This is a genomic window from Prodigiosinella confusarubida (genome assembly GCF_002847015.1).
Classification (GTDB): Bacteria; Pseudomonadota; Gammaproteobacteria; order Enterobacterales; family Enterobacteriaceae; genus Prodigiosinella; species Prodigiosinella aquatilis.
Window position 1 is genome coordinate 4,145,548 of sequence record NZ_CP025085.1, and the last position, 13,711, is coordinate 4,159,258.

General features: G+C 45.4%; 10 protein-coding genes, 1 other RNA gene and 1 pseudogene. 6 read left to right on the forward strand and 6 right to left on the reverse strand.

Annotation, left to right across the window (positions count from 1 at the left end; genetic code table 11):
• The first annotated feature begins 13 nt into the window (after nucleotides 1–13).
• Nucleotides 14–3,160, forward strand: coding sequence for an efflux RND transporter permease subunit (locus CWC46_RS18855; protein WP_021014994.1), 3,147 nt, complete (start codon nucleotides 14–16; stop codon nucleotides 3,158–3,160).
• Between the two features lie 63 nt (nucleotides 3,161–3,223).
• Here CWC46_RS18855 and CWC46_RS18860 read toward each other — a convergent pair.
• Nucleotides 3,224–4,225: pseudogene (locus tag CWC46_RS18860) on the reverse strand (IS4 family transposase); the annotation flags it as partial.
• Nucleotides 4,226–4,704: 479 nt separating this feature from the next.
• Between CWC46_RS18860 and CWC46_RS23350 the strand changes: the two are divergent.
• From CWC46_RS23350 to CWC46_RS18875, 3 genes are all read left to right on the forward strand, one after another.
• Entirely contained in the window at nucleotides 4,705–4,851 is a 147-nt protein-coding gene (locus tag CWC46_RS23350; protein ID WP_101377565.1) for a ribosomal protein bL36, read from the forward strand.
• A 490-nt stretch (nucleotides 4,852–5,341) separates the two neighbouring features.
• A complete protein-coding gene (gene tomB, locus CWC46_RS18870; protein ID WP_021014991.1) occupies nucleotides 5,342–5,710 on the forward strand; it encodes an Hha toxicity modulator TomB in 369 nt (122 codons plus the stop codon).
• 53 nt (nucleotides 5,711–5,763) lie between these two features.
• Entirely contained in the window at nucleotides 5,764–5,967 is a 204-nt protein-coding gene (locus tag CWC46_RS18875) for an HHA domain-containing protein (RefSeq protein ID WP_021014990.1), read from the forward strand.
• A 356-nt stretch (nucleotides 5,968–6,323) separates the two neighbouring features.
• On the opposite strand, the gene ffs is transcribed toward CWC46_RS18875, so the two are convergent.
• Nucleotides 6,324–6,420: signal recognition particle sRNA small type (gene ffs, locus CWC46_RS18880), an RNA gene on the reverse strand.
• A gap of 154 nt (nucleotides 6,421–6,574) precedes the next feature.
• Between ffs and CWC46_RS18885 the strand changes: the two genes are divergently transcribed.
• Complete coding sequence (locus CWC46_RS18885) at nucleotides 6,575–6,895, forward strand: MGMT family protein (RefSeq protein WP_021014989.1); 321 nt, start codon at nucleotides 6,575–6,577, stop codon at nucleotides 6,893–6,895.
• A gap of 355 nt (nucleotides 6,896–7,250) precedes the next feature.
• Entirely contained in the window at nucleotides 7,251–8,114 is an 864-nt protein-coding gene (gene tesB / locus CWC46_RS18890; RefSeq protein ID WP_021014988.1) for an acyl-CoA thioesterase II, read from the forward strand.
• An 80-nt stretch (nucleotides 8,115–8,194) separates the two neighbouring features.
• Here the strand turns inward: tesB and amtB are convergent, their stop codons facing one another.
• From amtB to CWC46_RS18910, 4 genes are all read right to left on the reverse strand, one after another.
• Nucleotides 8,195–9,481 carry an ammonium transporter AmtB gene (gene amtB, locus CWC46_RS18895; RefSeq protein ID WP_021014987.1) on the reverse strand — a complete coding sequence of 429 codons (1,287 nt, stop codon included), beginning with the start codon at nucleotides 9,479–9,481 and terminating at the stop codon, nucleotides 8,195–8,197.
• Nucleotides 9,482–9,522: 41 nt separating this feature from the next.
• Entirely contained in the window at nucleotides 9,523–9,861 is a 339-nt protein-coding gene (gene glnK / locus CWC46_RS18900; RefSeq protein WP_002208627.1) for a P-II family nitrogen regulator, read from the reverse strand.
• Nucleotides 9,862–10,164: 303 nt separating this feature from the next.
• Nucleotides 10,165–11,949, reverse strand: coding sequence for a SmdB family multidrug efflux ABC transporter permease/ATP-binding protein (locus CWC46_RS18905; RefSeq protein WP_021014986.1), 1,785 nt, complete (start codon nucleotides 11,947–11,949; stop codon nucleotides 10,165–10,167).
• On the reverse strand, nucleotides 11,942–13,711 hold the full coding sequence (locus CWC46_RS18910; protein ID WP_021014985.1) for a SmdA family multidrug ABC transporter permease/ATP-binding protein: 1,770 nt from the start codon (nucleotides 13,709–13,711) through the stop codon (nucleotides 11,942–11,944). Before CWC46_RS18910 ends, CWC46_RS18905 begins: the two co-directional genes overlap by 8 nt.

Here is a 13,711-nt window from a genome sequence, read left to right on the forward strand (position 1 = left end):
GAGCCGGTAATCAATGGCTAAGTTTTTTATAGATCGCCCCATCTTTGCATGGGTAATCGCCATTATGGTGATGCTTACCGGGATGCTGGCAATTGTTAAACTGCCCGTTGCGCAGTACCCGACTATTGCACCACCAGCAGTACAGATCACCGCATCTTATCCAGGTGCTGATGCTAAAACACTTCAGGACAGTGTAACGCAGGTTATCGAACAGAATATGAATGGCATCGATAATCTGCTGTATATGTCTTCCAGTAGTGACTCGTCAGGTACGGCGCAAATTACTCTGACCTTTGATGCCAAAACCAATCCCGACATTGCCCAGGTTCAGGTACAAAATAAGTTACAGTTAGCAATGCCGCTGCTTCCCCAGGAAGTGCAAGCGCAAGGTGTGAATGTTCAGAAATCCAGCAGCAGCTTTCTGATGGTTATCGGTTTTATCAGTGATGATAAAAACATGACTCAGCAGGATATTGCTGACTACATAGGCTCCACTATTAAAGACCCAATCAGCCGTGTAATGGGCGTGGGTGATACTCAGTTGTTCGGTGCCCAATATGCCATGCGCATCTGGCTCGATCCTAACAAGCTGAATAACTATCAGCTCACCACATCAGATGTGGTGAGCGCCATTACAGTGCAAAACAACCAGATTGCCGCTGGTCAACTGGGTGGTGCTCCGTCAGTTCCAGGGCAAAAACTGAATGCATCCATTATTGCACAAACTCGCCTTAACTCTCCTGAGCAGTTCTCTAACATAATCCTTAGGGTCAATAAGGATGGCTCTCAGGTGCGTCTTAAAGATGTAGCAAGAGTAGAGCTGGGGGGGGAAAGTTACAGTACTGTCGCACGCTACAATGGTCAGCCTGCCTCTGGTCTCGGTATTAAACTTGCTACTGGAGCCAATGCGTTAGATACCTCCACTGCTGTAAAAGCGGAAATAGCAAAACTGCAACGGCAATTCCCGGCAGGAATGAAGGTAGTTTACCCCTATGACACCACACCTTTCGTTACGATTTCGATTAACGAAGTAGTAAAAACCCTGATCGAAGCTATCGTTCTGGTGTTTTTGGTGATGTATCTGTTCCTGCAAAACTTCCGTGCAACGCTGATTCCTACTATTGCCGTGCCGGTAGTATTGTTGGGGACTTTTGCGATTTTGTCTGCGTTTGGTTATTCCATAAATACACTGACCATGTTCGCGATGGTGCTAGCCATCGGTCTGCTGGTAGATGACGCCATTGTCGTCGTGGAAAACGTCGAGCGAATAATGACCGAAGAAGGTCTGTCACCCAAAGAAGCAACACGTAAATCGATGGGGCAGATTCAGGGGGCATTGGTCGGCATCGCGCTTGTTCTGTCAGCTGTATTCGTTCCTATGGCTTTCTCTGGTGGTTCAACCGGAGCTATCTATCGACAGTTTTCTGTAACCATTGTGTCAGCCATGGTGCTTTCAGTGTTAGTGGCGTTGATTCTAACCCCTGCACTTTGTGCCACAATTCTGCAGCCGGTCACCAATCATGGTCACGATGAAAAAAGAGGCTTATTTGGTTGGTTCAATAAGTTATTTGGAAAAAGTACCAATCACTATTCTGACAGTGTTGCCAGGATACTGCACAGTACCGGCCGCTATGTTCTCCTTTATATGATTATCGTGGTGGGCTTGGGGCTACTGTATACACGGATACCAAGTTCTTTCCTGCCAGAAGAAGATCAAGGGGTTCTGCTGACCATGGTGCAATTACCTGTCGGGTCGACACAGGAAAGCACACAGAAAGTTCTCGACAAAGTAAATAATTACTATCTGGAGCATGAAAAAAATAACGTTAAGTCCGTTTTTACTGTTAATGGCTTTGGTTTTGCTGGTCAAGGTCAAAACATGGGTCTGGCGTTTACTAGCCTGAAAGACTGGAAGGAACGTCCTGGTTCGAAAAATAAAGTTAGTGCTATTATCGGAAGGGCTTACGGCGCATTTTCACAGATTAAAGAAGCGTTGGTCATTCCTTTTAATATCCCGGCTATCGTTGAGCTAGGCACTGCCAGCGGATTTGACTTCGAGCTCATTGACGAAGGTGGCCTTGGCCATGAAAAATTGATGGCAGCTCGTAACCAACTGCTAGGGATGATCGCTCAACATCCTGATACGTTGATACGCGTACGTCCAAATGGTATGGAAGATACGCCGCAATATCGGATTGATATCGACCAGGAGAAAGCAGAGGCATTGGGAGTCTCGATTTCTGATATTAACTCAACGCTTTCTACCGCATTGGGTGGTAGTTACGTCAATGACTTCATTGACCGTGGCAGGGTGAAAAAAGTTTATGTTCAGGCTGATGCCCCTTTCCGTATGTTGCCCAAAGATATCCAGGACTGGTATGTCCGTGGCACATCAGGGCAAATGGTCCCTTTCTCCGCATTTTCATCAGCACATTGGGAATACGCCTCACCTCGTCTGGAACGCTATAACGGCTTACCTTCTGTTGAACTGGTGGGTGAAGCCACTCCAGGTAAGAGTACTGGTGAAGCAATGGCAATGATGGAGAAATTGGCATCGCAATTACCGAAGGGTATTGGCTTTAGCTGGACCGGGATGTCTTATCAGGAACGTCTGGCTGGTAACCAGGCGCCTGCATTGATCGTTGTTTCAGCCATTGTCGTGTTCTTATGCCTAGCAGCGCTGTATGAGAGTTGGTCTATCCCATTCTCAGTTATGCTGGTTGTTCCTCTTGGTGTCTTGGGTGCGGTTATTGCAACCAGCATGCGTGGCTTGGAAAATGACGTTTACTTTAAGGTAGGGTTGCTGACCACCATCGGGCTTTCAGCGAAGAATGCTATTTTGATCGTCGAATTCGCCAAAGATCTGATGCAAAAAGAAGGTAAGGGTTTAATAGAAGCAACGTTGGATGCCAGTCGTATGCGTCTACGTCCAATTCTGATGACATCACTGGCCTTCATTCTCGGTGTTCTTCCGCTCGCTATCAGCACGGGGGCTGGTTCTGGCGCACAGAATGCTGTCGGCACCGGTGTGATGGGGGGGATGATTACGGCAACAATACTCGCCATCTACTTTGTGCCTGTATTCTTTGTTGTCGTTCGACGCCGCTTCGATAAAAAGAAAGGTAATGATGCGGCAGATCAATCTATAGAACACCATTAAAAATATCTATTAGTAGTGATTAAAAGGCCACTGACGCGCTGAGGGATCCCCACAAAATCAGCGCTAATAAACCAACACCAGACTTCGGTAGGTTTTGGCGAGGTGATTAAGAACAGCGTGCAATGCTGTTTGTTTTAATGCTAGCGGAGAGTGTCGCAAGACATTCTCCGCTAATGTCAGGTAAGAGATGACCCGTCGTGATTTTACGCTGTTGGCCTGATATCTCAGATGTAACCCTTTATTTTCAGCGTCATAGCCCAACAGCCACAGTACTGCTGTGACCAGCAGTCGCCAGCAGACTCCCTGACGTACCACGGTGACAACCACGCAGACCAAAGCCAAAGCGTTCGCTTTTCTCGTCACGAAAGTTCTGCTCAATCTGCATTCTACGGCTGTAAAGTTTCATCACTTCACGCGGCTTAAATTCGTCTGTGCTGCTGAAAATAAGCCAGGGCTCTTTGGCTGTTGAACGCCCGTCATGCTCCTGAGACTTACGCTCAATACGGCAGCGGGAGCGGCGATGTTTTCTGCTTTTCGCTTCTTTTTTATGCAGATAAAAGTAACCGTCACAACGGGAATATTCCACACGGGCGAAGGTGCCCGGCCCGAGATAGTCCGGCGTATTACCCGCTTTCAGTTCCTGTCTTCTGAACCAGCACTCACCTTTTCTGTCCAGACGCTGCAGGGTATTTCCCCGCACCCGCCCAATAAAATCCCAGCCCAGTGATTTGATATGCCGGAACCAGGCATTCTGGAACCCGGCATCGGTAACAATAATGACCTTCTTATCGGGTGCAATGGCGTTGCGGAGCGCATCCAGAAAAGCCTTTTGAATCTGGGGGGCTGCTGCTTGTCAGAAGAGACAATCTGACTCATCAATGGGATATCGCTGTGAAGCGAGACATTCCCCAGCAAACGGTCAATGGGTTTAATCTTGTTTTTTATCTGTGCAGACCCGGGAAGATATCGTCCGATACGGGTCAGGGTGAGCGATGCACCACGCGTTAAAGCCACAGTCGCATCGAGAAGGGCATTCTGTCGATATTGGTGAAACGGGGCTAAGCTTCAAACCATATTTCTACATCTTCGTTTTCTTTCACTTTAAAATCCAATTGTTGATCAATCAGTGAAAAAAGAGCAACATGAAAGTTATGTTATAACATATCCATTAACATCTTTATAAAGCCCGTCATCCAGACGAACTATCGTACAAAGGTATTTTATGACATCCGTAATTGTATTTTTTTACCAGGTAAGTCCAGCGAAGATTAATGCATAACCCATTAAGCGGAAAGGAAAGATATATATCTATACCCAATAGATGGAAGACGGCAAGAGAGAGTCTCAATGAGCGTACTCAGGTAAACGAATTCGGGTAAGCGAACACAGCCAACACACCTGCAACTTGAAAGATGACGAGTATATGTTAATGTTGATATTTCCTTTGCCTTACTACGGGAAAACAGAAATAATATTTCACGGCAGGAAGCGCTACCGACGTTCTCGAAATGCTTTGGCTGACTTTTGAAATTCTAGCACTATCCATGCAGGTACTAAGCGCACACCATGCAGCTAAAACACCTCATAAAGATTGTATTGCTGTCCAACGATACAGACATGGCGGTGTAATTTGTAAAACAAACCCTCGATTCCACACCATACGATGGAAAAAAGAAATGGTGATAATGTAGCTGAACAGATAACCATTAAAGAGAGGTGCCAGTATAGCATTCCGCTTTTATTTTAATTATTTATAAAACAATAGGATAAATATTTTTTACTTTTTATTGATACTCATCTGTGAGACAGACATATAAGCTCAGTCAAATAACCGGTCCCCAATCACGGATTAAAGGTAAAAAAAGGTAAATAAAATTAGACAATGGCCGATTAATATACTGCAATGTGGAAAAATGGGGCAACCCCGATAGCAATGTTAGGTACAAAAAATGACACCAAGGTACAAGTAAGACTGATTTTTTTGCTATAGTTAAGACAGAATAATTTTTGATAGTGAAGTTGGGTCATTCTTTAACATTCACCTCATCGCCTTTGTTTGGTCTTCACCCAGTAATTCGAGGCATACTGAGGGGGCATTCTATCTTCTGCAATTCATCACTCTACCTGTTTAGCAGGTGTTAACCCTAGTAACACTGATCGCGGTTTAACGGAGGGATTGAAATGGATGAGTACTCACCTAAACATTATGATATTGCCCAACTCAGATTCTTATGTGAAAATCTGCGCGATGAAAGTATCGCTACGTTAGGTGACAGTAGCCATGGCTGGGTTAATGACCCTACGTCGGCTGTCAATCTTCAGCTAAATGAACTTATTGAACATATAGCTGCATTTATTGTCACCTATAAAATTAAATACCCGAACGACGAAGAACTTTGCGAGCGGGTTGAAAAATACCTAGACGATACCTATATTCTTTTTAGTAACTATGGCATCAATGATGGCGAGTTACGTAGATGGCAGAAATCCAGGTCACAATTATTCAGAATGTTCTCGGAAAAGAGCATCTGTACGGCAGTCAAAACTTAAGCAATAATTTGTCTTATACTTATTCTAATCCAGGAAAATTCATAAAGGTTATTATGAAAAAAATCGATTATTTGATGCGTTTACGTAAATGCACCTCCATCGACACACTTGAGCGTGTTATTGAAAAAAACAAGTACGAACTTTCAAACGACGAGTTAGAAATGTTCTATTCTGCAGCTGACCACCGCCTGGCCGAGCTGACTATGAATAAGCTTTATGACAAGGTTCCTGTTGCTGTTTGGAAATACGTACGCTAGTTGTTAATTAATTTCGAGAACATTAGCAGCGCTAAATAGACTGGGCCGGTATCAATATCGGCTTTTGTTTTTATAGGCTATGTAGTGTTATAGCAAAAGTTGTAACAAACTGTATGGGAGAATTGATAATGTACTGTTCTACTTTTAAATTATGACTTAACCAATACAGACAATATAATCACTTCTTTTTTGTCGAAAGCATCCTATCAACAGCATTGATAAATAAAAATCTTGTTTTTTTATCTTATGTGATAAGAGTACCAGAAACCATTTACGACTGAATAACGATTAAAGAACCACTGTCGTTAATCACGAACGGAGAAAAGCTGAAATTGATATTACAGAAATGGTGGGGGCCCTGCCAGCTACATCCCGGCACACACATCGTCCGCTGCGGCTGCTTCCTTCCGGACCTGACCGAATTCACAGAGTAGTGTTGCGGGAGAACCGACAGAGCCCCCATTGACAGCTCAACTAGTGTAAAGCGGAGGGCATTATCTGTGATGGATTATGTAATTGCAAGCCTACATCATCTAATCGCTGTTTTCTTACTCATTACTCGTATTATACTTCCTGTTTTATCATCTAAATCAGTATGAGACTTACAATGCCTAACAATAAGGATAATTTTCGTCAGCGCGTTTTTCATATTGTTTCGGCCATTCCCTATGGAAAGATTGCCACCTACGGAGATATTGCATGTTTGGCAGGCTCCCCACGAGCAGCTCGTCAGGTTGGTGGAATATTGAAAAATCTCCCTGAATGCACCAAGCTACCATGGCACCGGGTTATTAATCGTAAAGGGGAAATATCGTTGATAGGTAACGACTATCTGCGACAAAAAAACGCACTTGTAGCTGAAGGGATCCAATTTGATGAAACAAACAAAATAAATTTACATCTCTTCCGTTGGCAGTACACATCCTAGATTTCTTTCAGAGTGATGCACCATCAGAGTCGTGACTCAAGGTTATTACGCTGAAGTTAAATAAACAGATCATGCAAAGAATTATTATAGGTTATGCATCCGTATTGCCAGGGGTTTAGTTGGAGCAGGCCTTGCGATACAAGCCCTGTGGGTTGGGGCCCCGATCATAACGACAATACCCCTCCCCAGTGAATATAATTGAAAATGTGATACCACCCAATGTAGATCATAATTTCATGTGGCAGGTCTCTTTTTCTTATTGTCTGATTATAATCTCCTCATGTGGAACTCTCTTATAGCTACTATTCCAGTCAATTTGCTTTTTTATAGACATATTATTAATAAGGATAAAACTATGAGTCAGGCATTGCAGAACCTGCTTAATCTGCTTAATTTGGAGAAACTTGAAGAGGGGCTATTTCGCGGACAAAGTGAGGATCTTGGATTACGGCAAGTATTTGGAGGACAAGTTGTAGGACAGGCACTTTCAGCTGCGAAACAGACAGTTCCTATTGAACGATTCGTTCACTCCTTTCACTGCTACTTTTTATTACCTGGAAACAGTCAGAAACCGATCATTTATGACGTAGAAAAATTACGTGATGGAAACAGTTTCAGTACCAGACGTATTCGCGCCATCCAGAATGGAAGGCCTATTTTTTATATGACTGCCTCTTTCCAAAACCGAGAGGTCGGATTCGAACACCAAAATGTCATGCCTCAGGTTCCACTGCCAGAGGGGCTACTTTCCGAACAAGAGATTATACGGAGCATACTGCATCTGTTACCTGAACAATTCAGCGACAAGTTTACTCGCGAAAGGCCCATTGAGATACGTCCGGTAAAATTTCACAGCCCTTTCAAAGGCGAAGTAGAGAAACCATTCAGGAATGTATGGTGCAAAGCCAATGGCGACATGCCGGACGATGAACGTACACACCAGTATCTGTTGGGCTACACGTCAGATTGTAACTTCTTATTGACGGCATTACAGCCTCATGGTGTTGGGTTTCTGGAACCGGGAATGCAAGTCGCTACCATTGACCATTCAATGTGGTTCCATCGCCCTTTTCGCTTAGATGATTGGCTGCTTTATTCGGTAGAAAGCACTTCTGCTTCTGGGTCCAGAGGATTCGTCCGCGGACAGTTTTACTCCCGTGATGGTGTCTTGGTTGCCTCCAGCGTTCAGGAAGGTGTAATACGCCGTCATAGTGTTTGAAATTCAGACATAAAAAACCACCTACTAGAGGTGGTTTAATGGCAAAGGCGTGAAGTCACACGCCTTGGGATAATTAACGATTACTGGTTGTATGCATTCTCACCATGGCTGTTCACATCCAGACCTTCGCGTTCCTGTTCTTCCGGTACGCGCAATCCAACAGCCATATCCGCAACTTTGAAAGAAATAAATGCGGCGACGCCAGACCATACAATACAAACGACGACGCTGAATAGCTGCACCCACACCTGATGAGTCATGGTCACACCTTCAGCATAGCCCGTACCACCCAGTGAGGCAGAAGTGAATACACCAGTCAGGATGCAACCGACAATACCACAGACGCCATGGACACCGAACACATCACACGGATCATCGACACGTAACCATCTCTTCAATACCGTTACGCCCCACAGACCAGCGAAACCTCCAGCCAGACCGATAATCATTGCACCGCCGATACCAACAGTACCTGCAGCAGGCGTGATAGCCACCAGACCGGCGATACAACCAGAGCAAGCGCCCAGCAAAGAAGGTTTGCCTCGAGCGACCCACTCACCAAACACCCATGCCAGAATAGCGGCCGCTGTTGCAATCACAGTGGTCAAGAATGCCAGTGCAGCGATATTGTTGGCACCGCTGGCCGAACCGGCGTTAAAACCAAACCAACCAATGTACAAAATAGCGCAACCGATACATACCATTGGCAAGTTGTGTGGTTTAAATGCTTCTTTACCAAATCCAACACGTTTACCCAACAACAATGCGCCAACCAGGCCAGCAACAGCAGAATTAATATGCACCACCGTACCACCGGCAAAATCCAGTGCACCATCAGCCGCCAGATAACCACCACCCCAGACCATATGTGTCATCGGCAGGTAAGACAACGTGAACCAAATCGCAACGAAAATCAGCACAGCAGAGAAACGGATACGTTCTGCAATCGCACCAATAACCAGACCAACAGTAATACAGGCAAACGAAGCCTGGTAAGCGACGTGAATAAACTGGTAGAACGTCCCGCTCTGCGAGTTAATATTAATGCCATTCAGCATAAAGTTAGTCAGACTACCGAAAAACGCATTGCCGGAACTAAATGCAATACTATATCCATAAACTACCCACAGGATACAAACTAAAGCAAACGACACCATGACTTGAGTCAGCATGGATAACACGTTTTTAGAACGGTTTAAACCACCGTAAAACAATGCAATACCAGGTATAGTCATGAAAAGTACCAGAGCGGTACAGATCATCATAAAAGCGTTATCCGCTTTATCAATAGCAACTGTATCTGCCATCGCCCATGTGGGGAGCATGGCTGCCACACCGAGGCTCAACGAGAAAGAAAGTTTCTTCATTTTTCACTCATCCCTATTCATAAAACCAAATCAGGTAGTTGTTATAGTGCGGCTTCGTCAGTTTCGCCGGTACGGATGCGGATAACACGCTGTAATTCAGCGACGAAAATCTTACCGTCGCCAATTTTTCCGGTATAAGCCGCTTTACTGATCACATCAATGACCTCATCAAGCTGATCGTCAGCAATAGCAATATCGATTTTCACTTTCGGTAAAAAGTTAACACTGTACTCTGCACCACGATACAGCTCCGCATGCCCTTTTTGACGTCCGAACCCTTTCACCTCAGTGACGGTAAGCCCCTGGATGCCCACAGAAGATAAAGCCTCACGTACATCTTCCAGCTTGAACGGTTTAATCACTACAGTAACCAGTTTCATCCTCATCTCCCTAACCATTAAGTCCAGGCCTTCGCCCGTCACTATCAAATGTGTATACGCCATCAATAAAGCAAATGGTGTGCCATAAAATGATTTATCTTAATCAAAGCGGTAAAACATGACAGGCTCACGTTAACAAACAGATGATGGTTTATAATATGAGCACTAGAGAAGAATATAGTACATTTCGGTAGCACTATTTTAGTGCAATACGCTTAATTGCAGTGCATCTTAAGGAGGCAAAAAAGAAACAGCTGCTAATTTATGGTGCGTGCCTTTGCACTGAAGAAATACTACAGGGACTCAAGAGAGCTCGGTAATAGTCTCATGTCGTTCCGTGGCTGTGAGCTCTTTTCCCGCCAATTGCAGTTGATACATTTGATAATAGCGGCCCTGAAGGGTAAGTAACTGTTCATGTGTACCCTGCTCCGCCATCTTTCCATGATGGAGCACCAGGATGCTATCTGCATCTACAATGGTCGATAGCCGATGTGCAATCACAATCAGTGTGATTTGTTCGCGGATAAGCTTTAGTGCCTGTTGAACAGCCTGCTCCGTCCCGGAATCAATATTAGCCGTGGCTTCATCAAGGATCAGGATCTTTGGCGCTTGCACCAACACTCGGGCTAACGCCAATAACTGTTTCTGTCCCACAGAAAGGTTATTGCCCTGCTCTCCAATACGACTATGAATACCTTCCGGCATTCGGCGAACCAGTTCGGCAAGCTGAACAGCTTCCAGTGCTGCCCAGACTTTTTCTTCACTGATAGCACGTCCTAATGCCACGTTAGCGTACATTGAATCCGCCAACACCACCGGATCCTGCTGTACCATAGCCACATTATGGCGCAAAACCTGATGAGACAGTGTTGACAATGGTCGGCCGTCAAGACGAATCTCCCCACTATCAAGCGGGTAATATCCCATCAGCAAATTTGCCAATGTACTTTTACCGCTACCAGTATGCCCGACCAATGCAACAAAGCCGCGTTCGGGTACGGTAAAAGATATATGTTGTAATACCGGTTTCCCTGCATGGTAGGAAAATGTGACATCATCAATATCAATACGCCCGCTGGTGAGCATCTGTTGATCGCTACCGTACTGCTGCTGAGCACCATCCATCAGTTCAAAAATTCGCTCACCCGCCACTACAGCCTGCTGCAACATAGATTGTTGCGTCGTCAGTTCTATCAATGGTTCATTCAAACGCCCCAGATAGTTAACAAAAGCATACAGAACCCCGACGCCAACAGAGCCGATGGAACTGAAACCAAACTGGATCAATAGACCACATAGCACCAGCGCTGAAAACAGGCTCATCAGTGGACGCAACAAAAAGCCGTTCAACCTCAGTGTTTGCACACGTGTCTGATAATGTAACTGACTTGCAGCATTCAGCTTTTCACCGAAACGGATTTGCTGACGGAATTGCTGGATGACATTCATACCATTAATAACTTCATTAAAGCCGTCATTAATATCCGCCAGATAGCTGCGCATCCGACGAACGATCGGCGTGCTGTAGCGTTGATAAATTATCATCACAATGATAACTGCCGGGAAAATAGCTAAAACCACTAAAGCCATACGCCAATCCAGACTGAACATTGCCACCAGCATTGCACCAATCAAAGCAGCACTGCGTAATACGGTGGAAACCACCATCACATAAAGATCTTTTACCACTTCAGTATCATTGGTGACACGGGAAATCAGTTGCCCAACAGGTTGTGTATCAAATGTAGACAGCGGCTGGCGCAACGCAGCATCCATAACATCAATTCGCAACTGCTGCACCACGCCAACCGAAACACGGTTGAACACGATGGCCTGAAAATAGTGCAATGTTGCAGCCAACACCTGCAAAAGCACATAAGCCACGGTCAAGCCCGTGACTATCAACAGCGGGAACTTCCCTTTCGCTACCAGTTGGTCAATGAAATAACTGACTAATGCTGGTCCGGTGACTTCAGCCGCAGCAGCAATCCATAACATCAACACACCTTGCGCTAGTGGCTTACGCCATGGAGAACCATACGCAAGCAACCGTTTCAGCGTCGGCCATAATGGATGGGAATTATCCATCTTTCTTTTCCCCATCAACAGGTAAGTCGTCCAACGCCGCTTCCAATTGCTGATAACGATACATATCCCGATACCAACCTGCCTGCTGTGATAGCGCCTGATGATTTCCTCGTTGCACAATACTTCCCTGCTGAAGAACTAAAATTTCATCGGCATTGGTCAATGCTGAAAGCCGATGAGCACTGATAATTAACGTTCGTTTTTCACCCCACTGGCGAAGGTTGTGCAAAATGCGATGCTCAGTACGACCATCAACAGCTGACAACGCATCATCCAGCACCAATATCTCAGCTTTTAGCAACAAGGCACGGGCGATGGCAATACGCTGCTTTTGCCCCCCAGACAACATCACCCCCTTGTCTCCGACTTCAGTCTGATATCCTTGAGGTAAACGTAAAATATCGTCATGTACACTGGCTAACCGAGCTGCCTCTTCGATTTGCTGCTGAGTAGCATCCGGTCTTCCCAATGCAATATTATTCGCGACTGTATCAGAGAACAGAAAGGGCGTTTGTCCGACAACAGCAAAGCGATGACGCAAGTCATCCAGCGATATCTGACGCAATGGCGTCTGGTGATAATGAATTTCGCCCTGCTCAACATCGAAATAACGCAAAAGTAACGACAGTAAGGTACTTTTCCCTGAACCGGTCTGACCACATAATCCCAGAACATCGCCTGGTTTCAAGGTAAAACTAACGTGGTTAAGCACCGATTGAGTATGGTCGGGATAATGGAATGATTGAATATCCACCACCAAGGTTCCTGCGCTTGCGGGAAGTGAGCAGTTACCATCTGCAACAACCGGCTCCTCCGCGAGTAACTGTCGTATACGACTGTACGCTGCGCTACCTCGCTCAACGATATTGAACATCCAGGCCAGTGCCAACATCGGCCAAATCATCAGTCCTAAATACATCACAAAGCTGGTTAATAGCCCCAGCGTCAACGAACCATTAATCACGAGCCAACTCCCCCCACCGATAGCCAGCAAGTTTGAAAAACCAACCGCAATATAAATAGTGGGGTCAAAGCGGGCATCAACGCGGGCAACATGGATATTTTTTTCCCCCGCATCCGCAGCAACCAGAGCAAAGCGATGTGACTGATAATCTTCCAGACCAAAAGCTTTAATCATTCGGATACTGGTCAGGCTTTCCTGCGTTTGATCGTTCAATGAGGAGAACGCCGCCTGCGCCGCTCTAAAACGCTGGTGGAGCTGCGTACCATAATACTTGATTACCATTGCCATTACCGGCATTGGTACTAATGCCAATAACGTCAGTTGCCAACTGATCTGAGTACACATTACAACCAGAACTGCACATCCCATCACCAGTGAATCAACCAGCATCAAGACACCTTCACCCGCAGCAAACACTACACGATCCACATCATTGGTGGCGCGGGCAATCAAATCACCCGTACGGTGATGCAAATAAAAAGCGGGATTCTGGCGACTTAACTGGCAATAAAAATCTTTGCGCAGTTCTACCGCTAACTGGTAGGACGCACTAAACAACAACACGCTCCATAAGTACCGGAGCAGGTAAATAACAATTGCCGTAAGCAGAAGAATACCAATCCACCGAGTGATAGCTGCAGCAGACATGGTATTTTGAGTAACGCCATCAACAATAATTCCAACTACTTTAGGTGGCAATAATTGCAGAATGGCAATAATGATTAACAGTATTACCGCGCTCAAATATCGTTTCCATTCGCGGCGAAAATACCATCCAAGTTGAGTAAAAAGTCTCAC